The sequence below is a fragment of the Seohaeicola saemankumensis genome (assembly GCF_021021435.1).
In the GTDB taxonomy this organism is placed as follows: domain Bacteria; phylum Pseudomonadota; class Alphaproteobacteria; order Rhodobacterales; family Rhodobacteraceae; genus Seohaeicola.
In genome coordinates, this window is sequence record NZ_JAINWI010000013.1 from 187,464 (window position 1) to 209,244 (window position 21,781).

At 60.6% G+C, this 21,781-nt stretch carries 14 protein-coding genes; 9 read left to right on the forward strand and 5 right to left on the reverse strand.

From position 1 onward, the window contains the following. Positions 1 to 38 precede the first annotated feature (38 nt). The 3 genes from serA to K7H22_RS12140 all read left to right on the forward strand — a co-directional run bounded on the left by serA (position 39) and on the right by K7H22_RS12140 (position 3,783). The gene (gene serA, locus K7H22_RS12130) at positions 39 to 1,634 is read left to right on the forward strand and encodes a phosphoglycerate dehydrogenase (RefSeq protein WP_230801109.1); all 1,596 of its coding nucleotides are present in this window, start codon (positions 39 to 41) and stop codon (positions 1,632 to 1,634) included. A 135-nt stretch (positions 1,635 to 1,769) separates the two neighbouring features. Further along, positions 1,770 to 2,498 (forward strand): metallophosphoesterase family protein, encoded by a 729-nt coding sequence (locus K7H22_RS12135; RefSeq protein WP_230801110.1) that lies wholly within the window; start codon positions 1,770 to 1,772, stop codon positions 2,496 to 2,498. Positions 2,499 to 2,607: 109 nt separating this feature from the next. Further along, a complete protein-coding gene (locus tag K7H22_RS12140) occupies positions 2,608 to 3,783 on the forward strand; it encodes an acetyl-CoA C-acyltransferase family protein (RefSeq protein WP_230801111.1) in 1,176 nt (391 codons plus the stop codon). On the opposite strand, the gene pbpC is transcribed toward K7H22_RS12140, so the two are convergent. Continuing rightward, on the reverse strand, positions 3,784 to 5,814 hold the full coding sequence (pbpC, locus tag K7H22_RS12145) for a penicillin-binding protein 1C (RefSeq protein ID WP_230801112.1): 2,031 nt from the start codon (positions 5,812 to 5,814) through the stop codon (positions 3,784 to 3,786). It abuts the gene before it with no gap. 4 nt (positions 5,815 to 5,818) lie between these two features. Further along, a complete protein-coding gene (locus K7H22_RS12150; RefSeq protein WP_230801113.1) occupies positions 5,819 to 11,290 on the reverse strand; it encodes an alpha-2-macroglobulin family protein in 5,472 nt (1,823 codons plus the stop codon). A gap of 162 nt (positions 11,291 to 11,452) precedes the next feature. On the opposite strand from K7H22_RS12150, the gene K7H22_RS12155 reads away from it, so the two are divergent. Then, positions 11,453 to 13,690, forward strand: a complete 2,238-nt coding sequence (locus tag K7H22_RS12155) for a response regulator (protein ID WP_230801114.1) — start codon at positions 11,453 to 11,455, stop codon at positions 13,688 to 13,690. Between the two features lie 9 nt (positions 13,691 to 13,699). Here K7H22_RS12155 and yaaA read toward each other — a convergent pair whose 3' ends face one another. The 3 genes from yaaA to K7H22_RS12170 all read right to left on the reverse strand — a co-directional run bounded on the left by yaaA (position 13,700) and on the right by K7H22_RS12170 (position 16,942). After that, a complete protein-coding gene (gene yaaA, locus K7H22_RS12160; protein WP_230801115.1) occupies positions 13,700 to 14,476 on the reverse strand; it encodes a peroxide stress protein YaaA in 777 nt (258 codons plus the stop codon). A 33-nt stretch (positions 14,477 to 14,509) separates the two neighbouring features. Continuing rightward, a complete protein-coding gene (gene recQ, locus K7H22_RS12165; RefSeq protein ID WP_230801116.1) occupies positions 14,510 to 16,549 on the reverse strand; it encodes a DNA helicase RecQ in 2,040 nt (679 codons plus the stop codon). A 108-nt stretch (positions 16,550 to 16,657) separates the two neighbouring features. Further along, positions 16,658 to 16,942 (reverse strand): YggT family protein, encoded by a 285-nt coding sequence (locus K7H22_RS12170; RefSeq protein ID WP_230801117.1) that lies wholly within the window; start codon positions 16,940 to 16,942, stop codon positions 16,658 to 16,660. Between the two features lie 133 nt (positions 16,943 to 17,075). Here K7H22_RS12170 and K7H22_RS12175 point away from each other — a divergent pair, with 133 nt between their 5' ends. The 5 genes from K7H22_RS12175 to K7H22_RS12195 all read left to right on the forward strand — a co-directional run bounded on the left by K7H22_RS12175 (position 17,076) and on the right by K7H22_RS12195 (position 21,533). Then, positions 17,076 to 17,624, forward strand: a complete 549-nt coding sequence (locus K7H22_RS12175) for an acyl-CoA thioesterase (RefSeq protein WP_230801118.1) — start codon at positions 17,076 to 17,078, stop codon at positions 17,622 to 17,624. 100 nt (positions 17,625 to 17,724) lie between these two features. Beyond that, entirely contained in the window at positions 17,725 to 19,080 is a 1,356-nt protein-coding gene (locus K7H22_RS12180; protein ID WP_230801119.1) for an MFS transporter, read from the forward strand. Next, on the forward strand, positions 19,059 to 19,940 hold the full coding sequence (gene mepA, locus K7H22_RS12185) for a penicillin-insensitive murein endopeptidase (RefSeq protein WP_230801120.1): 882 nt from the start codon (positions 19,059 to 19,061) through the stop codon (positions 19,938 to 19,940). The genes K7H22_RS12180 and mepA overlap by 22 nt, the downstream gene beginning before the upstream one ends. Continuing rightward, positions 19,913 to 20,833, forward strand: a complete 921-nt coding sequence (locus K7H22_RS12190; RefSeq protein WP_230801121.1) for an esterase-like activity of phytase family protein — start codon at positions 19,913 to 19,915, stop codon at positions 20,831 to 20,833. The genes mepA and K7H22_RS12190 overlap by 28 nt, the downstream gene beginning before the upstream one ends. Before the next feature lie 76 nt (positions 20,834 to 20,909). Continuing rightward, the gene (locus K7H22_RS12195) at positions 20,910 to 21,533 is read left to right on the forward strand and encodes a queuosine precursor transporter (protein ID WP_230801122.1); all 624 of its coding nucleotides are present in this window, start codon (positions 20,910 to 20,912) and stop codon (positions 21,531 to 21,533) included. The last annotated feature ends 248 nt before the right edge of the window (positions 21,534 to 21,781 follow it).

Consider the following 21,781-nt stretch of genomic DNA (forward strand, 5'->3'; position numbering starts at 1 on the left):
CGCGCCCGCTTCCCCCTTATTCATAAAGGACCACTGATATGGCTCCCAAAGTTCTCATCTCCGACGAATTGTCCGATGCCGCCGTGCAGATCTTCCGCGACCGCGGGATCGACGTCGATTTCCAGCCCAAACTGGGCAAGGACAAAGAAAAGCTGCTGGAAATCATCGGCAATTACGATGGTCTGGCGATCCGCTCCGCTACCAAAGTCACCGACAAGGTGTTTGAGGCGGCAACCCATCTCAAGGTCGTGGGCCGCGCCGGTATCGGTGTTGACAACGTGGACCGCGAAGCGGCCAGCAAGAAAGGCGTGATCGTGATGAACACGCCCTTCGGCAACATGATCACGACTGCCGAACATGCGATTGCGATGATGTTCGCCGTCGCGCGCCAGATCCCCGAGGCCTCGGCTTCGACCCATGCGGGTAAATGGGAAAAGTCGAAATTCATGGGGGTCGAACTGACTGGCAAGACCCTTGGCGTGATCGGCGCGGGCAATATCGGCGGTATCGTTTGCGACCGTGCACGCGGGCTGCATATGAAAGTGATTGCCTATGATCCCTATCTGTCCGATGAGAAAGCCGCCAAAATGCATGTCGAGAAGGTCGAGCTTGAGGATATTCTCAAGCGCGCGGATTTCATCACGCTGCATGTGCCGCTGACCGACAGCACCCGCAACATCCTCAGCCGCGAAAACCTACAGAAAACCAAGAAAGGGGTCCGCATCATCAACTGCGCGCGCGGTGGTCTGGTGGATGAACAAGCTTTGGCCGATCTGCTGACATCCGGCCATGTCGCAGGCGCAGCTTTCGACGTCTTCGCCGAGGAACCCGCAACCGAGAACCCGCTTTTCGGTCTGCCCAACGTTGTCTGCACGCCGCATCTGGGTGCTGCCACCACCGAAGCGCAGGAAAATGTCGCGCTACAGGTGGCTGAACAGATGGCCGATTACCTGCTGACAGGGGCCGTCACCAATGCGCTGAACATGCCTTCGGTCACCGCCGAAGAAGCCAAAGTGATGGCGCCATGGGTCAAGCTGTCGGGGCATCTGGGCAGCTTCATCGGCCAGATGACGGAAGAACCGATCAAGGCGATCAATATCCTCTATGATGGTGTCGTGTCGGACATGAACCTTGCCGCGCTGAACTCGGCCGTTGTGGCCGGGATCATGAAGCGGGTGAACCCCGATGTGAACATGGTGAGCGCGCCGGTCATCGCCAAAGAGCGCGGCATCAAGATATCGACCACAAATCAGGATAAATCCGGTGCCTTTGACGGGTATATCAAGGTGACAGTGGTGACCGAAAAGCGAGAGCGTTCCATCGCCGGTACGGTGTTCAGCGATGGCAAGCCGCGGTTCATCCAGATCAAAGGCATCAATATCGACGCCGAAGTGGGGGCACACATGCTCTATACCACAAACGAGGATGTGCCGGGCATCATCGGCAAGCTGGGTATGACCATGGGCGAGGCGGGTGTAAACATCGCCAACTTCACGCTGGGCCGTTCCGCTGCCGGAGGCGAGGCGATTGCGATCCTCTATGTCGACGAGGCTGTGAACGACACTGTCATCAAGCAGCTAGAGGATACCGGCATGTTCCAGCAGGTCAAACCGCTGGCTTTCGAGGTCAACTGAACCGCTTGATAATCTGATCAAGCCCGTAACGCCGCCTCTGTACGGGGCGGCGTTTTCCGTTTCTGGACAGCGGTCCTTTTCGACCGTTGTGATCTGCGCTATCCCGTTCATGCAAACACCGGAAAGGCTGATTTCATGAACCAACCGCTTTACGTGATCGGCGACATCCACGGGCAGATGGCGATGCTGGACGTCGCGCTGGACAGGATCGCAGCGGATGGCGGGGCGGATGCGCCGATGATCAGTCTGGGTGATCTGGTTGACCGCGGACCCGATAGCCGCGCCGTGATCGACACATTGCTGACGGGGCAAGCCGAGGGACTTGACTGGACCGTGCTGAAAGGCAATCACGACCGGATGTTCCAGAACTTTATCGAGGATGCGCGCCTGCATGATGCGCGGGTGCTGTCGGGAGTTGACTGGCTGAACCCGCGACTGGGCGGTGTTGCGACACTGGCCTCCTACGGTATAGACGGTGCAGAAAAATACATTCCGGAAGACTTGGCGACGGCAACCCGTCAGGCGGTGCCCGCCACCCATCTGGAATTCCTGCAAGCGATGCCGCTCTATCATCAGGTAGGCAATCTTCTGTTCGTCCATGCGGGTATCACCCCCGGTGTTCCGCTGGACAGGCAGACCGAGGATGACCTGCTCTGGATACGCGCGCCTTTTCTTGACCATACGGAGCCGCATCCATGGCTGGTTGTGCACGGTCACACTGCTTTGCAGGCACCCGCCCACTATGGCAACCGGATCAATCTGGATAGCGGGGCGGGCTATGACCGGCCCCTGACCGTGGCGGTTTTCGAGCAAGACAAAGTCTGGACTCTTGGGCCTGACGGACGCAAACCACTGCTGCCCTGAGGCTTGATATCAGCTGGTGACGATGCGTCACGACTGAGCTTGCCGTTGACTTTGAGGCCGATGGCACTGACAAAAACGCGATGGTTACCCCAATGAGACGAGGACACATATGACCGATATCGTTATTCTGGACGGCGCACGCACGGCAATAGGCACCTTCGGCGGTGCGCTTGCGGGCATTCCCCCTACACAACTGGGCGCGGTTGTCGCGCGCGAAGCCTTGGCCCGTTCCGGCGTCGAGGGCGGTCAGATTGGGCATGTTGTCTTTGGCAACGTTATCAACACAGAACCCAAGGACATGTACCTGTCCCGAGTGGCTGCCATGCAGGCCGGTATTCCCGAGACCGTCCCCGCCATGAATGTGAACCGGCTTTGCGGGTCCGGCGCGCAGGCGGTTGTGTCGGTGATCCAGTCGCTGATGCTGGGGGATGCACAGTTCGGTCTGGCAGGTGGTGCCGAAAGCATGAGCCGTGCACCCTATCTCGTGCCGGATCAGCGCTGGGGCGCGAAAATGGGTGATATCCGCACGCTGGACATGCTGCTTGGCACGCTGAACTGTCCCTTCGGATCGGGTCATATGGGTGTCACGGCGGAAAATGTTGCTGGCGAGCATGACATCACACGTGCCGATCAGGACGGTTTTGCGATGGAAAGCCAGATCCGCGCAGCGCGGGCGATTGCCGAGGGGCGTTTCAAGGATCAGATCGTGCCTGTCGAGGTGACGGTCAAGCGGCAGGCTGTGGCTTTTGACACGGACGAACATCCCAAGACGACAAGCCTCGAGGCGCTGGCAGGCTTGAAACCTGTGTTCAAGAAAGACGGCTCGGTCACGGCTGGTAACGCGTCGGGCATCAATGACGGAGCCGCTGCGATGGTTCTGGCGCGGGCCGAGGCTGCGGAGAAAGCGGGGCTTAAACCCCGTGCCCGTGTGCTGGGCTATGCCCATGCCGGTGTCCGCCCTGAAGTGATGGGCATCGGCCCTGTGCCTGCGGTCGAGTCTTTGTTGGCTCGGACTGGCCTGAAGGCCGGTGATTTCGATGTTGTCGAAAGCAACGAGGCTTTTGCGGCGCAGGCTGTCGCTGTGAACCGTGGTCTGGGTCTGGACCCTGCGATTGTGAACCCGAACGGTGGCGCGATCGCGCTGGGCCATCCGGTTGGCGCAACAGGGGCTATTCTGGTGATCAAGGCGCTGGCCGAGTTGGAACGGATCGGTGGAAAGCGCGCGTTGATCACCATGTGCATCGGTGGCGGGCAGGGTATCGCGCTGGCGATCGAACGTATCTGATCACTCCAGCACAATACGCACACGATCGGCGCGGCCAGCCGCGTCGATCACCGAGAGGGTCACATGTCCCGTGCCCAAACCGGTCAGCGCGACTTCGCGACGATGTGTTCCAACGACCAGCGGCGCGCCATCTGCCAGCCATGTGAAGGGGGCTACCCCGTCCCGCAGCTTCACCGTCAACGCCTGACCATGCAGCGGCAATGTGGCCCCGTCCGGCGGAAAAGCCAGTTTCGGGGCATCGGCTTGCGCCGCGCTGCGTGCACCGAATCTTTGCAGTGGCAACGGCAGGCTCGCATTGGGCAGGATCAGTGTTTCAGGTGGCGGCGGTGGCAGGGGCGTGGCGCGCGCTTTCAGCCGCTGGAAGGCTTGGAACAAGACGGGCGCTGCCAGATCGCCGCCGAAGGCGCCGGGTACCGGCGTGCCGTCAGGACGACCGATCCACACACCGATGACATGCGCCCCGTCAAAGCCCAAGGCCCACGTATCGCGGTGCCCGTAGGAGGTGCCGGTCTTGTAGGCCAGCCGCATCCGCGTGGCACCTGCCGGTGGCGCGATACCTGTCAGGATATGCGCGACCTGCCATGCGGCAGCACGGCTGGTAATGCGGGGTTGCTTTGCGTCATTATCGGGCGTGCTCCAGTGCAACGGCACTGCTTGGCCGCCATTCGCCAGCCCTGCATAGAGCTGCACCAGCCCCTCAAGACTGACACCCACACCACCCAAGGCGACCGCTAGTCCCGGCTGGCCACCGGTTAGTGCGGTCGTGACACCGGCGCGGGACAATCCGGCCATCAGATTGGCGGGGCCAAGCATTTCGGTCAGGCGGATGACAGGGATGTTCAGCGAGAGTCGCAACGCCTCTGACACGCGGATATCACCCCTGAACTGGCCGTCGAAATTCTGCGGTGCGTAGCTGTCAAAGGCGACGGGCCTGTCTTCAATCACCGTTTCGGGATGGGCCAGTCCACGGTCAAAGGCCAGTGCATAGACCAAGGGTTTCAGCGTCGATCCCGGAGAGCGCATGGCGGTGGTCATGTCGACATGGCCCTGTCGTGCATCCTCGGCCAGCCCCGCCGATCCGACCGAGGTGAGAACCTCGCCCGTGCGATGATCCGCGACAAGGATTGCGATGGACAGACGCTCGCCCATGCCGCGTAGGGCATCTGTGGCAAGGGATTCCAGCTTGCGCTGGAGGGTCGCATCCAGCGTTAGATCGTGGCGCAGCTTGTCAGGAAAGCTGTTGCGCGCGCGATCTGCCAGGTGTGGCGCAAGGGCCGGAAAAGCGATGCGCCGGTGTGGGACGGGTTCGCTTGTCGCCGCTTGCGCGGCCTCGTCGCTGATCACGCCATGTCGCGCCACCCGGGCAAGCACGCGGTCGCGGGCAATGCGCGCAGCATCCTGCGCACGATCTGGTCTGCGCGCCTCAGGCGATTGCGGCAACGCCACCAGCAAGGCGGCTTGCGCGGGTGTCAGACGGATGGGCTCCTTGCCGAACCACATCAGACTGGCGGCACGCAGTCCTTCGATATTGCCACCGTAAGGTGCCAGGATCAGATAAAGGTCAAGGATCTGTTCTTTGGTGAGTCGCCGCTCCAGGGCCAGCGCTACCCTGATCTGGCGCAGTTTCCCCGCCCATTGGCCGGTGCCCGACTCTTCCAGAAGGCGGGCAACCTGCATTGTCAGGGTCGATCCGCCTGACACGATCTGCCCTGTTTTGACTGCTTGAAGCGTGGCGCGGGTCAAGGCCAGCGGGTCAACGCCGGAATGGCGCAGAAAGCGCTTGTCCTCATAGGCCAGCAGCATGTCGATGAATCGCTTATCAACCTGATCGGGATGCAGCGCCAAGCGCCAGCGCCCGTCCGCAACGGTATAGGCACGCAATAGATCGCCATGCCTGTCGCGCATCTCGACCGAGGTGGCGGGCAGGACAGAGGGCAGTTGCGTTCCCTCGATCCAGCGATCTGTCGCATCGCGCGCGATGGCTGCAACAAACAGGGCAGCCGCAAGAGCAAAGGGCCAGAGGCGCTTCATCCTGTCAATCCGTGACCACGACCCGACCCGAAGCGGTGTTGGCCCGATATTCGGGGCGGTACATATCCTCGACCAGTGCGGCCGGGTGATGGAACTCACCCGGTGAAATCGCGCGCACGATATAGGCCAGTGTGAAGGGTTGATCCGATTGCCAGTCCACAGCGGCAAGAAAGCGGTCGCTGCGAAATTCCGCGTGTTCCGCATAGGCAGGGTTCAACCATTCAAGGGCTGCGATATCGCCCGCGTTCAGCAGGTTGGGGTTGTCGATCTCGAATCCGGAAGGCAGGGGATCGTTGACCATCAACCGCGCGCCGCTCCTGTCGGACGGGGAAACCGTAAGCACTACAACCATACGGGAGCCGACGGTCACCTGATCCGCAGCCACAGGCGCACCGTCCAGCGTGTAATAGCTGCGCGCGATCTGGTAGCCATAGCCGCTGGCCGTTGTCGCCCCTTCCGGCGCCCCGTAAGTGGTCAAGGTCACGTCGACCGGTGCATCAGAAACGTTGCGCAGGTTCACGGGTGCCAATGCCAATGCAGTATCGGTGCTGCGCAGAACCGGCCCGTCAAGAGGGAGGCCGTTCACCTCGAGGCCGGTCAGGTTTCCGTCACGCACCAAGGCATGGGCGGCCAGCAGGGACCATGATGCTTCCTGTGGCGAGAAAGGCCTGTTTGCTGCAGCGATCTGCTGCGCAAGGATGGACATATCGACAGCGTTGCTGCCGGCCTCTGCTGCTAGCGCCAGAACACCGGCTGTATCGCGCAGGCTGGTGCCGAAATCGGCGCGCCAGACAGGTGTTTCCACGCCGCTTTGCGCCTCGATCATGCCAGCGGCGCGGACAAACAGACGGTCTGCACGCGTCTGGTCGCCATATAGCGCAAGGGCCGCGCCAAGTTGTGCTGCGGCAAGCGGTGTCGCCAGCGCGTCGGCTTTCTGATCGGCATAGTAGCGCAAATCGCCCATATTCGCAGCACCTTCGCGGGCCAGCACCATCAGGGCATAGGCCAGATCCTCGCCGCCGCTGTCGAAATCAGGTGCATAGTTGATACGGTTACGCAGATTGTCGATGGCCAGCCGGAACGCAGTATCGGGCACGGTATGACCACCTGCGCGGGCGCGGGACAGAAGGTCGGTCACATAGGCGTCGAGCCAGAAATCACCGCTGCCTGCCTGCCACAGACCAAAGCCGCCATTGCCGGATTGCCGTGTCAGGATACGGTCGATGCTGCTGGCGATGCGGTCATTGATGCGGTCACGGTCGCCCAGACCCAGACGTTCGACCATGTCTTGCATCGACAGCAAAGGCATCGTCTGGCTGGCAAGCTGTTCCGTGCAGCCATAGGGGTAACGGTCCAGCATCGCCAGCAATGCGGGCGCGTTCAGCCGTGACAGCGGTCCGGCGCCTAGGGTGACCGAGCCGGTTCCGCTTTGAAATCCCGCAAAGCTGGCAGACGACAAATCAAGACTTTCACTTGGCGCGAGGGTCAGACGTGACGTGACCGAGGTTTCAGGATCATTGGCCCGTACCGGCAGAACGAGCGTTTTAACCAATTGCCGCCCGTCCGCTGTGGTCAGGGCCACGCGGATACTGTGATCGCCGGGTTCATCCGCGTGAATTGGAACCATAAGCGACTGCTGCTCACCCTGTGCAAGCGTCACGCCGGATGGCACAGTGCCTTCCAACATGATGCCGTCGGCGGTGATATCCAGACCCATCCGGCCAACAGGGCCTTCGGCATGGGTCAATTCCAGCAACAGCCGGCTGCTGTCACCGGGGGCCAGAAAGCGCGGCAGGCTGGCGGCCACAACCACCGGATCGCGCACAAGCACATCGGCCTCAGCCTGACCGACCGCATGCGGGGACCAAGCCATGGCCATCAGCCGGACTGTTCCATTGAAGCTTGGCAGATCAAAGCCGATCTGCGCCAGACCATCAGCCCCAACAGTGATGGGGCCACTGAAAAAGGCCAGCAGTTCCTCGGTTGGCGGGGGCGATTGCAGGCGCATCTGGCTGCCTGCATCGCCACCCGAACGGACCTGCCCCATCGCGCCGTCCATGCCGTCGATCAGACGGCCATAGACGTCGCGCAATTCCATTCCCAGACGACGCTGCCCGAAATAATGGGCGGAAGGGTCAGGACTTTGAAAGCCGGTCAGGTTGAGGATACCCAGATCGACAGCCGCCAAAGTGATATGGGCTGTCTCGCCTTCCGCGATACCGTCGACCTGTACCGACAAGTCCAGCGGCCCGCGTGGATCGGCGGCTTCGGGGGCTGCAATACTAACCTGCAACTGTTTGTCCGCAGGGCCAATGGCAGCATGCGCCAGTCCGAGCGCGCGGGCAGGCATCTGGCCTGCAGCCACATCCATCGGGCGGATCACGGTCGCTGTTACATAGGCTCCCACGCCCCATTCATCGGTGACGGTCAGGGGGATCAGGTTCTCGCCCTCGGTCACTGTCACGGTCTGCATGTCGATCAGGCGGTTTGCCATCACAGCGATACTGGCGATCCCTGCATGGCGTGGCACTATACGCAGCATTGCCGTTTCGCCGCTGCGATAGTTTGCCTTGTCCAGAGACAGTTCCAGCATATCCGGTGTTGTCGCGGTGTCGGCGGGGGCATACCAGCCCGCATCGAAACCGATGGAAGAGGCTGCATAGGCACTATCCAGAGTCTCGACGATCAACTCGAAGCGGCCCCAATCCACGGCGGTCGCGATCTCAAGCGGCTCGGTTCCCAGAGTGGCCGCATCGGTTGCAATACGGGTGCGGTTCGTGACCGGCTCCCACTGCCAGCTGCCGTCTTGCTGATACCATTGATAGCGCGTTTCGATCCTGTTCACGGTCCAGCGGACCCGCAGCGGGGCAGGGGCCAGATCGGGTGCAAGGCCGATCACACGGAATCTCGCTTGGCTGCCTTCGGGCAAGATATCGTCGAACAGCGGGCGGATGCCGATCATCGGCGTGTCGGGTGCCAATGCGCGGGTCAGTTCACGCTCGACCGGACGGTTCGAGGCTTCGCTGACGCGTAGAGTGACGCGTGCTTCAAGCGGGCTGCCTGCAGATTGTGTCTGTGGCAGTATCAGCGGCAGGGTTGCGCTTCCGTCCGCATCGGTGCGGGCAGGCTCTAGCGCGCGACTGCGCGGGCTGACCGGCTCATCATGGCGGCCAAAGCGGTACATGGGGAAGGTGTCGATCCGGTCGGTGCCGCGCAGTTGAACCTCGCCCTCGATGGCGAGATCCGCTGCCGGTGCCCCGAAAAGGTATCGGGCTGTGACGGAGAGGGGCGGGATGTCGTCAGTCCGCAAGGCTCCATCCGGCAGCCTTGCCTCGAAGTCGATGCGTTCGGGCAGAAAATCTTCGACCAGAACTGTGCGGCTGGCAAGGGGGGCGGCATCCACATCAGCCTTGATGTCCAGTCGCCATGCCCCGCGCGGGACCGAATTGCCAAGGGGAAGGGCGAATATATGCCCACCAGCAAGCTCTTCGGTGGAGAGCGCGCGGGAATACTCGACCCCGTCAGGACGCGTCAGAATAGCTGTGACGGGCAGGCCCGAAATCGCGCCAGCCTTGTCGTCGCGGGTCAGCGCGGTTGCGTGGATCGTTTCGCCAACGCGGTAGGCGCCACGATCCGTTGCCAGAAATACGTCGATCGGTGGTGCAGGCGTGCGCCCTTCGACGCCGCGATCGGACAGATCAAAGGACGGATCGGTCAGCGACAGAAAAGCGATATCCTGCGCCGCGTTGTTATCCGCATCATGTTTCACAACAATCAGGGCAGGGGCTGCCGCGCCATTGCCCCGCGTCAGTCCCGCATCAAAGCGAAGATATCCCTGATCATCGGTCACGCCCTCGGCAATCACGGCATTGGCACGGCTCAACAGTGTCACCTGCGCGCCGTCCAAGGCCGTGGCGTTTGAAAGCTGTCGCACCATGACGTGCAGGCCATCTGTGCCCGACATTGTCGACAGGCCCAGATCGGATAGCACGAACCATTGCGTGGCTCCGGGATCGTCATAGGGATCGGCCCCCGGCACCTTGGCGGTCAAGGCATAGATGCCTGCAGAAACATCCGACAGCACCTCGCCCAACGGCAGGCGGGTAATCATGTCGCGGTTAAGGGTGTTTCCGGTCTCGCCCTGTCCGGTCCAGACCTTTTCGGCGATATCGCCGGCAAAGTTGCGGGACTGCCATTCCGGCAGTGTCGTGCCAAAAAAATTGTCCTGCATGGCGCGCAACAGGTTGCGGTCGCTGATCCGGTACAAAGTCAGGTCGATCTTGTCCAGATTGACGGTTTGCACCGGCAAGGCCGCATCAGCGCTGCGCGGCAGAACATAAGCCCGGCCGGGAAAGACGATGCCCGGTGATCTGTCACGCACATAAAGCACCAGTTCGACATCGCGCAAAAGCGCCTCGCCGCTGGCGGCAGGCAGGCCTGCGCGCAGCACGACCCTGTAGCGCTCACCGTGGCGCACGCCGTCGATGCAAAGCTGATTATCTGCCGCCGATACCGACAGGGTTGCATCGGGCAAACCGACAAACGGGGTGTAATCCTGCCCCGCCTTGATCAACGATTCTGAGAATTGCGCGCAGATACGCGGTGTGGCGCTGTCGCTCTCGGTGCTGTTGCCGACAATGCGGAAGCCGTATTTTCCAGTAGCCTCTTCCAGCAGCGCATCCAGATCAGCACGCGGTGCGATGCTTTGGGCCAGCCGCAGGGCGGGGATCATGTCGCGGCCACGCTCGGCGGCCTCAAGCTGCTGGGCCATGACCTCCAGCGCGCTGACTTGCTGCGCGGTTGAGGTCGCCCGCAGATACCCGTTGATAGCGGCCCCGACGGCGCGCTCGCGCAAGCGCATCTGCTGGTCATAGCGTTGCGCGGTCAGTCGCGCTGTCAATCTGGCATATTCCACCCAGAGATCGCTGCGATCCACCACTGAGACCGCTGCGCCGATCCAATAGGCGGCATTGGCATCGTCGCCCGCATTCGAACGGTCCAATGCCGCTTGCAGGATCTGGTCCAGATCGAAGCCGCCCGCCGGATGCAGCACGCCGATCTCTAGCGCTAGATCGCGTGCCTTGCTTAGTGTTTGTGTCCCCAGCCAGCCAAGATCGCCTGCCCTGTCGGTTGCGGTCTGGCGCAAGCTCGGATCAGTCTTGACCACCTCGGCGGATGTGGCACCCGCAAAGGGGATACGGTCCTGCACTGCGGATTTCGGAAAACAGGCGCGCGAGCGGGTGTTGAAGGTGAAGGCTTGGCAACTGTCATTCGCCAGACATGTCGTCTGGCAGGCTTCGAACGTCGTGTCGAACAGCGGTTGCAGATCGCTACCCGGAAAATCTGTGTCCTGCGTGACGACAAGCCTGCGTTCGGGAACAAGATCCTGCGCTTTCGCAGGTTGGCTGAAAAGGCTGCCATGACCGACCAGTCCGACGACAAGTGCTGCGATGGTCATGTTTGAAAAACGGCGCATCGGGGCCTCCTTTTTGTCAATGGTCCATGCTGCCATGGTGCCGCTTTGTCACGCAAGGATTCCTGTGCAACGGGTGGTTTTGTTTACCGCGAATTCACCTCGTCATCCGATGCTGGCGCGAAACCTTTGCCTTGATGCGCCCGTGACCCCGAAAGGACAGGCATGAGCCTTGCCAACAAACTTGCCGAAGAACGCCGCGCAAGGCTGGCTGCGGAACGTATGCTTGAATTGAAACAGGCCGAACTGTTCGCTGCCAATCGTAAACTGGGGCGGCATGCCAAAGCCCTTTCCGAAGAAATCCACGAGACACGCGCGCAGGTCCAGACGATCGAGGATGAGAACAGGCGCGTCAAATCCGACCTCAGCATGGCGCATCAGAAGATCGAGATTGCAGAGCGGCGTCTGTGGCATTCCATCGAGACAATTCAGGACGGATTTGCCTTCTTCGACCTTGATGACCAGATGATCGCTGCCAATCATGCCTATCTGTCGGTGTTCGACGGTCTGGAAGAAGTGGGGCCGGGCGCAAGCTATTCGCGCATCCTGCAACTTCTAACCGAAGAAGGCATCGTGAATATCGGCGCGCAAAGCCCTGCCGACTGGCGCGCCATGATGCAGAACCGCTGGGAAAAGCCCGATCCCGAACCCACGGTCATCCAGCTTTGGAATAAGCAATATATCAAACTTATCGACCAGCGCGGCAAGGGTGGCGATGTTGTCAGTCTTGCGCTGAACATCACCGAAACTGTCCGCTACCAGAAGGTGTTGAAAACCGCCCGTGTCCGCGCCGAGGCGGCGAACAGGGCCAAATCCGCCTTTCTGGCGAATATGAGTCATGAAATCCGCACCCCCATGAACGGTGTTGTCGGCATGGCCGAGTTGTTGGGCGACACCGCGCTGAACGAGGAGCAGCGGCTTTATGTGAACACGATCAAATCATCTGGCGAGGCGCTGCTGGTGATCATCAATGACGTGCTCGACTATTCCAAGATCGAGGCAGAGCGTCTGACGCTGCATCCCGAACCTTTCGATCTGGAACGCGCGATTCATGAGGTGATCTTGCTGCTGCAACCCAGTGCGCGACAAAAGGGACTGGATCTGGTGGTGGATTACGATCTGTTCCTGCCCACGCTTTTCATGGGCGATCCTGGACGTATCCGGCAAGTTCTGACCAACCTGATCGGCAATGCGGTCAAGTTCACCCAATCCGGTCATGTCCTGATCCGCGTTGTCGGCATGCAAGCCGAAGGCAGCACGCAGGGACAGGTCCATGTGACCGTCGAGGATACGGGTATCGGTATTCCCGCCGACAAGATCCAGCATGTCTTCGGCGAGTTCAATCAGGTGGAAGACGAGCAGAACCGCCGGTTCGAGGGTACAGGGCTTGGGCTTGCCATCACGCAGCGCCTGATTGCCTTGATGGGCGGGCAAATCTGGGTCGATTCAGAGGAGGGGCGCGGCAGTGCTTTTGGCTTCCAACTGATGCTGCCTGTGGTGGATACGGAAAAAGGCGATCCCGCATATCTGCGTTTTGCCAAGCCAGAGAAAGGTTTGCGAAGGGCACTTGTTGTCGATCCGTCCGAAGTGAACCGCCGCATTCTGACGCGGCAGATGCAGGCCTTGGGTATCATGGTGGATGCCTGCGCTACAGGGGCCGACGCGCTGGAGCGGTTGACCTTGCGGCATGATCTGATCCTGACAGAACATGCGATGCCCGATATGGACGGCCTTGAACTGGCCGATGTCCTGCGTGCGCGGGGGTATTCGGTGCCGATCCTGCTGTTCACTGCCAATCCGGCCTTTGCAGAACAGGACCCTGCCCATGTCTATCTGCATGCGATCCTGCAAAAACCCACGCCACGGCGGCTTCTGTTTGCCGCATTGGGCGGGTTGGAAGAGCCTGCGCCTACAGCCGCGCTGGACATGCTGCCCGGTATCCCCGACCCTCCGCCCGCTGCTTCGCATGACGCACGTCTGATGCGCGTCCTCGCGGCCGAGGATAACCGCACCAATCAACTGGTTTTCTCGCGGATGGTGCAGCATCTGCGGATTGATCTGCGCTTTGCCGCCGACGGCGTTGAAGCGCTGCGCCTGTATGAGGATTTCGCGCCCGATCTGGTGTTTATGGACATCTCCATGCCTCGCATGGACGGCAAGGAAACGACACGCCAGTTGCGGGCCTTGGAGGTGGAGCAAGGCAAGACGCGCCTGCCGGTTGTCGCCATGACTGCCCATGCAATGGACGGCGACCGTGAGGAGATCCTTTCGGCAGGGTTGGACGATTACCTCTCGAAACCGCTGCGAAAGGCGGAACTTGTTAAGAGGATACTGACCTATTGTCCGGCAGATGCGCTGGCACCGACGGGAATGCCCGATCAGGCACGTGAGGTTTCGGCCTGATTGCCGATCTCAGGCGGCCTTGTCTGCCGCTACCGCCTGGCGCAGGAAAACCGGACGGTCGCCTTCGCTCAGGTCAGGGCGGTAGGCATAGCCGCCGCTGTCGAAATCGTGAAGCCCTTCTGGGCTGGTCAGGCGGTGCTGGATGATGAAGCGCGCCATCGCGCCGCGCGCTTTCTTGGCATAGAAGCTGACGATCTTGGCCTCGCCGTTCTTTTCTTCTAGAAAAACGGGCGTGATCACGCGCGGCTTCAAACTGTTCAGGTCAACCGCACCGAAATATTCCTGACTGGCACAATTGACCAGAACATCCGTACCTAGCGCCTTGGCCTGCGTGTTCAGCGCCTGCGCGATCCGGTCGCCCCAATAGTCATATAGCGATTTACCCCGCGCCGTTTTCAACCGGCTGCCCATTTCCAGACGGTAGGGCTGGATCGCATCAAGCGGGCGCAGAACACCGTAAAGCCCCGACAAGATCCGCAAGTGATCCTGCGCGAATGTCATTTCATCAACATCCAGCGATCCTGCCTCAAGCCCTTGATAGGTATCGCCTGCAAAAGCCAATGCCGCAGGCTTTTCGGCCATCGTGCCGAAGTCACGGAAACGGTCGGCATTCAGCCGTGCCAAAGACTCGCTGATCCCCATCAGCTTTTGCAGGTCTTTCACAGTCAGGTCACGGGCGGTTTCGGCCAGAACTTCGGCGTCCCGCGTGAAATCCGGACGTGTGGGCGTTACATCGGCAACGGCGGACATATCCAGTTTCTTGGCCGGTGACACGGTGATCAGCATTTCATTCCCCTCAAGTCCAATTTTGCTGATGATCTAGCCCGCATCACGCAGGACGTCCAGAAAAGTGGAGCCAAAACGCTCGGCGCGTTTGTCGCCTAGCAAGCGTTCCATCTCGGCATCATTGCGCGGGCGCAGTTGTGCGACCTTGGCAAGCAAAGCAGCAGAGCAACTCAGCGGCTTGTCCACGCCGTCGGCACCCCGCGCAAGATCGGCCTGTGCCGCCAGCAGACGGTCGTACACCGTGCCTGCTGTCTGACCTGCCATCTTGCGGCGCGTCGGGTGCATCTGTTCGACAGCGCCGGTGATCACCTCCAGAAATGTGCGGCTATAGCTTTCCAGCTTCTTGGCACCCACGCCGCCGACCCGCGCCATCGCATCCAGTGTGGCAGGGCGGGTTTCGGCCATCTCGATCAGAGTCTTGTCGGTGAAGATCACATAAGCAGGCACGCGCGCCGCCTCGGCTAGTGCGCGTCGCTTGGCCTTCAGGGCAGATAGTAACGGTGCATCTTCGTCCGAGACCAGCGTTTTGACAGCCGGACGGCGATCGGGCTTGGCGATGGAATCCGCCCGCAGCGTAATCGTCGCCTCGTCGCGCAGGATCGGACGGGCGCTGTCGGTCATCCTCAGCGCGCCATGGCGTTCGGGATCGGGGCGGATCAGGTCATGCCCCATCATCTGCCGGAAAATCGCCTGCCATTGCGGTCGGTTGTAATCACGCCCCACGCCGAATGTTGGCAAGGCGTCATGCCCGCGCTCGCGCACTTTGTCTGTGGTATGGCCTGTCAGAATGTCGATCAGATGGCCTGCGCCGAACCATTCCTCGGTCCGCAGGATCGCCGACAGCGCCTTCCGGACGGCCAAAGTGCCGTCAAACACTTTGGCAGGCGAGTCGCAAAGATCGCAATTGCCACAAGGCTCCGGTGCTTCGCCGAAATACCGCAGCAAGCTTTGCCGCCTGCATTGCAGCGCCTCGGCCAGACCGAGCAGGGCATTCAGTCGCGCATGATCCGCCATGCGGCGATCAGCGGGGGCCATCCCCTCGTCAATCTGGGAGCGGCGCAGACGGATATCGTCGGGTCCGAAAAGAGTCAGAGTTTCGGCAGGCGCACCATCGCGCCCGGCGCGGCCGATTTCCTGATAATAGGCCTCGATCGACTTGGGCAAATCGGCGTGGACGACCCATCGGATATCCGGCTTGTCGATCCCCATGCCAAAGGCGACCGTCGCCACGACGATCAACCCGTCCTCCTGCTGAAAACGGGTTTCGGTGTCGCGCCGCGCCTCGGCTTCCATGCCGCCGTGATAGTGACAGGCGACATGACCCGCCTCGCGCAGGGCTTGCGCCAGCGTTTCGGTCTTGGCGCGGGTGCCGCAATAGACGATCCCTGACTGCCCCTTGCGGGCTGCAGCAAAAGACAGGACCTGGCGGCGTGGGTTGTCTTTGGCAGCAAAAGCAAGGTGGATATTCGGGCGGTCGAACCCGCGTAGAAACTTGAGCGGGGCCTGCCCGTCAAACAGTCGCGCAACAATCTCGTCCTGCGTTTCGGCGTCAGCCGTGGCGGTAAAGGCTGCCAGCGGAACATCCAATGCGCGGCGCAATTCACCGATCCGCAGATAGTCGGGGCGGAAATCATGGCCCCATTGGCTGACGCAATGCGCCTCGTCCACAGCGATCAGGCTGACGCCCGCACGTTTGAGCATTCCGTAAGCGGAATGTGAGGCCAGACGTTCCGGCGCGATATACAGCAGCTTGAGGCGCTTTTCCTCCAGCGCAAGCCAAACGGCATCCGTTTCCTCGGGTGTATTGCCCGAGGTCAGTGCTCCCGCCTCGACCCCGGCTTCGCGCAAGGCACGCACCTGATCGCGCATCAGGGCGATCAGCGGCGAGATCACGACAGTGACCCCCTCGCGCATCAAGGCGGGTAGTTGGAAGCAAAGGGATTTCCCGCCACCTGTGGGCATGATGGCCAGCACGTTGCGCCCTTCGGCTACGGCATCAACGATTTCTGCCTGACCGGGGCGAAAAGCGTCGAATCCGAATACATCGCGCAAAAGCGGGATGGCACCTTGCATGTGAACCCCTGTCGATCTGTCTATATCTGCTCTTGCTTGAGTAATCCCATACCATGGGTTGTTGGGCAAGAGGTCTATAACCCGATGTTTGACAGAAAGAGTTTCACATTACCCCAACAGGATCGCGGGCAGGATAAAGTCGCGCAGCGCGATCACGGCGATAAAGGCCACCAGAGGCGCCAGATCCAAGGGACGGGTATCGGGAAGGATGCGGCGGATCGGGGTATAGACCGGCTCGAGCAGGCGATTCAGGCCCGTCCAGATCTGGCTGACGAACTGCTGGTTCAGGTTCAGCACCTGAAAATTGATCAGCCAGCTCATGATGATATGGGCCAGCATGATGAAAAACACCACGTCCAGTATCAGAGCAAGGGTCTGGTAAAGCGCTATCATCCGTGTCGATCCTCCAGTTTGCCTGCACACAAGTAAGGGTGTCGTGCGTCGCTGGCAAGGTCTGCCCCAACGTCGGGGTTGACGCTGCCGTGCTGCAACCGGACAAAAGCGGCAGATAACAGGAGTAACCCCCGTGTATCCCGTCTTTCGACTTGCCCAGGAATTCATCCGCTTTCGCAACGCGCCAGCTTTGCCGCTGACAGGAACGCATGTGTCGCGCCACATGTGCCTGCCGTGGGATATCGACCTGTGGATGGAATTGAACAATGGCCGAACCCTGACGCTGTATGATCTCGGCCGCCTGCCACTGGCCAAACGGGCGGGTCTGCTTGGGGCGATGAAAGCGAATGGGTGGGGGCTGACGATGGCAGGGGCCTGTGTGCGCTATCGCCGTCGCGTCCGCATGTTCGAGGTCATCGAGATGCGATCCCGCGCGCTGTGCTGGGATGCAAGGTTCATCTATCTTGAGCAATCCATGTGGAAGAAGAACGGCGACTGTGCCAACCATATCGTCTACCGCGCCGCGCTGACCGATGCAGGCGGCATTGTCGCCCCGTCAAAGTTGGCGCGGGTCATCGCGGGTGATGCACCCTCGCCCGCGATGCCCGACTGGATGGCAGCATGGGTCAAGGCCGAGGATCTGCGCCCATGGCCCCCGATGCAGGAGTCGTTGCCTGCCTGAGCCTGGATGCCGCGCGGCGTCAGGATTGACTTGCTCATGTCATGATTTGGCTGTCTTATCCGGCAAAAGGCCGTTGCAAGGGCTGATCCAGGGGGACGGAATGACAGTAATTTCCATGCGTCGGCGCATCTGGGGCTGGTTCTTTTTCGACTGGGCCAGTCAGCCCTATAATACCTTGCTGATTACCTTCATTTTTGCACCATACGTCTCGGAACTGATGCAGGACGGGACTGCGGCACAATCAGCATGGGGTTTCGGGATCGGGGCCGCGGGCTTCATTATCGCTATTTTTGCGCCCATTCTGGGGGCGATGGCCGATACATCCGGCAACCGCCTACGTTGGATCTGGTTGTTTTCGGTCATGTATGTGATCGGGTCTTTCGGGCTATGGTGGGCTGCGCCCGACAACTTCAATCTGGTGCTAACGCTGGTGTTTTTCGCCATCGGCATGATCGGGATGGAGTTTGCAACCATCTTCACCAACTCGATGCTGCCCGACCTTGGCACCAAGGAGCAGATTGGGCGTATTTCGGGCAATGGATGGGCCTTTGGCTATCTGGGAGGGATGGTCACTCTGATCATTATGCTGCTGCTACTGGCAGAAAATGCAACCACGGGAAAAACATTCATCGGGATTGATCCGATCCTCGGGCTTGATCCGGAACAGCGCGAAGGCACGCGGTCTGTCGGGCCGCTGACGGCGATCTGGTACGCGGTCTTCATGATCCCGTTCTTTTTGTGGGTGCGCGACCCCAAGCCAGCCCGTGCCGTTAAGGGCGCCGTAGGCGGCGCCCTGCGCGCGGTTGTTGGAACGGTGCGAGCCTTGCCGCGAACACCATCGCTTTTTGCCTATCTTGCCTCGTCGATGTTCTACCGCGACGCGCTGAACGGGATGTATGTCTTTGGCGGAATCTATGCGGCGGGTGTTCTGGAATGGTCGGTGGTGGATACCGGCGTGTTCGGGATCGTCGCGATCATCGCGGGCACCATCTTTGCATGGATCGGTGGCATGGCCGACGACCGCTTTGGCCCCAAAAAGGTGATCCGAGTCTGCATTCTGGTGCTGACCTTCGTGGCCATCTCGATCGTCTTTGTCTCGCGTGACAGCGTCTATGGCATTCCGGTCGAGCCGACATCAAGCCTGCCCGATATCACCTTTTACATTATGGGCGCGCTGATCGGTGCGGCGGGCGGTGTCATTCAGGCGGCCAGTCGCACGATGATGGTGCGCCAGGCCAACCCTGCCCGCATGACCGAGGCATTCGGCCTCTATGCGCTCGCGGGCAAGGCGACGTCCTTTATCGCACCCCTCTCGATCGGGGTGATGACAGCCGTGACGCAAAGCCAACAACTTGGAGTGACGCCGCTGATCGTACTTTTCCTTCTGGGCCTGTTTTTGCTAGGCTGGGTGAAACCCGAAGGAGATGCCGAACTATGGTCCGAGCGCGCCGCCTAGTCCTGAGCCTTGCCATACTGCTGGGCGTCACGCTGTCGGGTGAGGTGCAGGCGCAGGCCGCCAAGCAATTGTTCGGCGCGCAAAAGGGCCCTGCCGCAGCGCAGCCCGCACCATTCGGCAGCTATGCCAAGGGATGCGTCGCGGGTGCCGTGCAACTGCCCGAAACCGGTCCGACATGGCAGGCAATGCGCCTGTCGCGCAACCGGAACTGGGGCCATCCTGATACCATCGCTTTCCTGCAAGACCTGTCCGGCTTTGCGGCGCGCTTGCCCGGATGGCAGGGCCTTTACATCGGGGATATCAGCCAGCCGCGCGGCGGTCCGATGCTGACAGGCCATGCCAGCCATCAGATCGGGCTGGATGCCGATATCTGGATGTTGCCGCCCAACCGGTTGAACCTCAGCCGGAACGAGCGCGAGAATATCTCGTCCATCTCGCTGCGCCGCGCCGAAGGGGCCTATGTCAATTCAAGCTGGACCCGCCAGCATCACGAGGTGATCAAGGCTGCGGCCTCTGACTCGCGTGTGGCGCGGATTTTCGTTTTTCCGGGTGCCAAGGTGCAAATGTGCAAGGACGAGGCCGGCAATCGCGCCTATCTGCGCAAGATCCGCCCGTGGTACGGGCATCATTACCATTTCCATGTGCGTCTGAACTGTCCCCGCGGGGCGCGCGGCTGTCTGGATCAGGATGCGCCGCCCGCCGGTGACGGCTGTGACGAGGCGCAGGGATGGGTGAACAATATTCTGAACCCGCCGCCCCCTGCACCGCGTGACCCCAATGCGCCAAAGCCGCAGCCGCGCCGTGAACTGACCCTTGCCGATTTGCCAGACCAATGCGCCGCCGTCTTGCGCTCGCGCTAGGCGCGGTCTCTACACTTGGATTTGGCTTCGGTTTTGCAGGCAATGCAGGCCAGCCCGGTTTGGCGACCTATCTGGACAGTTATCTCTGGGTGCAGGACGACCCCACTTTCGGGGGCTTTTCCGCGATCGAGATGAAAGACGGTGGCGAGTCTTTCGTGGCGCTGACCGACAAGGGCCATGTTACTGAGGGGCGGATGATCCGCAATGATGCGGGGCGTATCACCGGTATCGGAACTGTCGATCTGGTGCGATTGCGTGCCATTGTCGGTGTGCCGCTGGAAGGTCGCGCTTCGGATTCCGAAGGGCTTGCCTTGGCGCCGGACGGTGGATTTTACGTGTCCTTCGAGGGGAACCATCGTGTGCGCTTCTTTCCGACTGCATTCAGTCCCGCAGAAAGGATCACAGGTCATCCTGATTTTGGAGGGATGCAGTTGAATTCATCACTTGAGGCGCTGGCCATAGACGAGCGCGGGCATTTGTTCACTATGCCCGAACGTTCGGGGGCGCTGGACCGTCCCTTTCCAGTCTATCGCTTTGACGGCCAAAGCTGGGATATTCCCTTCGCAATCCCCCGAAGTGAGGCGTTTTTGCCCGTCGGAGCGGATTTCGGCCCTGACGGATGGTTTTACCTGTTGGAGCGGGCTTTGACCGGTCCGGGGTTCCGCACAAGGGTGCGGCGCTTCGATGTGACGGGCGATACCGTGAACGCCGAGGAGTTGCTGATCCAGACGCGGACACGTCAGCATGACAATCTGGAGGGCATTTCGGTTTGGCAGGACGGTCAGGGCCAGACACGGATCACCATGGTCGCGGATGACAATTTCAAGTTCTTTCAGCGGACCGAAATCGTGGAATATATGGTGAAACCGCCCCTTGCCAGCGCGTCTGACTAGGCGTAAACGGCAGCCTTAAATCGTATTGCCCCGATCGGGGCCAAGTCGCCGCAACCTTGTCAAAACGGGCACAAACATGAACCGAACTCATCTTCCCGGCATTCTTGCCATGGCCGCCATCGTTGTGGCCTCGAATATCCTTGTCCAGTTCCTCTTCGGCCAATGGCTAACTTGGGGGGCATTTACCTATCCGCTAGCCTTTTTGGTCACCGATGTGATGAACCGTGTCTATGGCGCAGGGCCTGCGCGCCGCGTGGTCTTTACGGGCTTTGTCGTCGGTGTCATCTGCTCGCTGATCGGTACGCAGATCATGGGCGAATTCGGCCCGCTGGTCACAATCCGCATCGCCATCGGCTCGGGTCTGGCCTTTCTGACCGCACAACTGCTGGACGTTGCGATTTTCGATCGCCTGCGTGCGGGTCGTTGGTGGCGCGCGCCGCTGGCATCCACGCTGGTAGGGTCGTCGGTCGATACAGCGCTGTTCTTCACCATCGCCTTTTCTGCCAGCCTTTCCTTCATCGAACCAGCAAGTGACGTGTCATGGGCGGGTGAAATCCTGCCGCTGTTGGGCGTGGGCCCGATGGCGCCGCTCTGGGTGTCCCTCGCGGTAGCTGACTGGATGGTGAAACTTTCGCTCGCTTTAGTGGCACTTGTGCCCTTCCGCATCATCGTGGGTGCACTTACGCCGCGCACCACATGATTTTGTTTTTGACATCTGCTGATTTTGTGGCAACCTGATCTCAGGTGAAACAATTGAAAGGAGGTGCTCTAGTGTCTAACGGGATATTGGAGAGAGGTGTCGGAACAGTTCGGGGGGCGCAGTCCTGAGGCAGCCCTTGGGTTTGCAACATCCGAATTGGTGAGAGCCTAACCGGCCCCACCTCCGTAAATCTCAGAGGGTCGCCTGTATCGGGCGACCCTTTTTGTTTCCATCCAGATCGGGCTACT

What these genes read in the sequence shown, in the direction of transcription:
- serA (WP_230801109.1), top strand. Translation starts at nt 39, where the DNA reads ATGGCTCCCAAAGTTCTCATCTCCGACGAATTGTCCGATGCCGCCGTG.
- K7H22_RS12135 (WP_230801110.1), top strand. Translation starts at nt 1,770, where the DNA reads ATGAACCAACCGCTTTACGTGATCGGCGACATCCACGGGCAGATGGCG.
- K7H22_RS12140 (WP_230801111.1), top strand. Translation starts at nt 2,608, where the DNA reads ATGACCGATATCGTTATTCTGGACGGCGCACGCACGGCAATAGGCACC.
- pbpC (WP_230801112.1), bottom strand. Translation starts at nt 5,814, where the DNA reads ATGAAGCGCCTCTGGCCCTTTGCTCTTGCGGCTGCCCTGTTTGTTGCA.
- K7H22_RS12150 (WP_230801113.1), bottom strand. Translation starts at nt 11,290, where the DNA reads ATGCGCCGTTTTTCAAACATGACCATCGCAGCACTTGTCGTCGGACTG.
- K7H22_RS12155 (WP_230801114.1), top strand. Translation starts at nt 11,453, where the DNA reads ATGAGCCTTGCCAACAAACTTGCCGAAGAACGCCGCGCAAGGCTGGCT.
- yaaA (WP_230801115.1), bottom strand. Translation starts at nt 14,476, where the DNA reads ATGCTGATCACCGTGTCACCGGCCAAGAAACTGGATATGTCCGCCGTT.
- recQ (WP_230801116.1), bottom strand. Translation starts at nt 16,549, where the DNA reads ATGCAAGGTGCCATCCCGCTTTTGCGCGATGTATTCGGATTCGACGCT.
- K7H22_RS12170 (WP_230801117.1), bottom strand. Translation starts at nt 16,942, where the DNA reads ATGATAGCGCTTTACCAGACCCTTGCTCTGATACTGGACGTGGTGTTT.
- K7H22_RS12180 (WP_230801119.1), top strand. Translation starts at nt 17,725, where the DNA reads ATGACAGTAATTTCCATGCGTCGGCGCATCTGGGGCTGGTTCTTTTTC.
- mepA (WP_230801120.1), top strand. Translation starts at nt 19,059, where the DNA reads ATGGTCCGAGCGCGCCGCCTAGTCCTGAGCCTTGCCATACTGCTGGGC.
- K7H22_RS12190 (WP_230801121.1), top strand. Translation starts at nt 19,913, where the DNA reads ATGCGCCGCCGTCTTGCGCTCGCGCTAGGCGCGGTCTCTACACTTGGA.
- K7H22_RS12195 (WP_230801122.1), top strand. Translation starts at nt 20,910, where the DNA reads ATGAACCGAACTCATCTTCCCGGCATTCTTGCCATGGCCGCCATCGTT.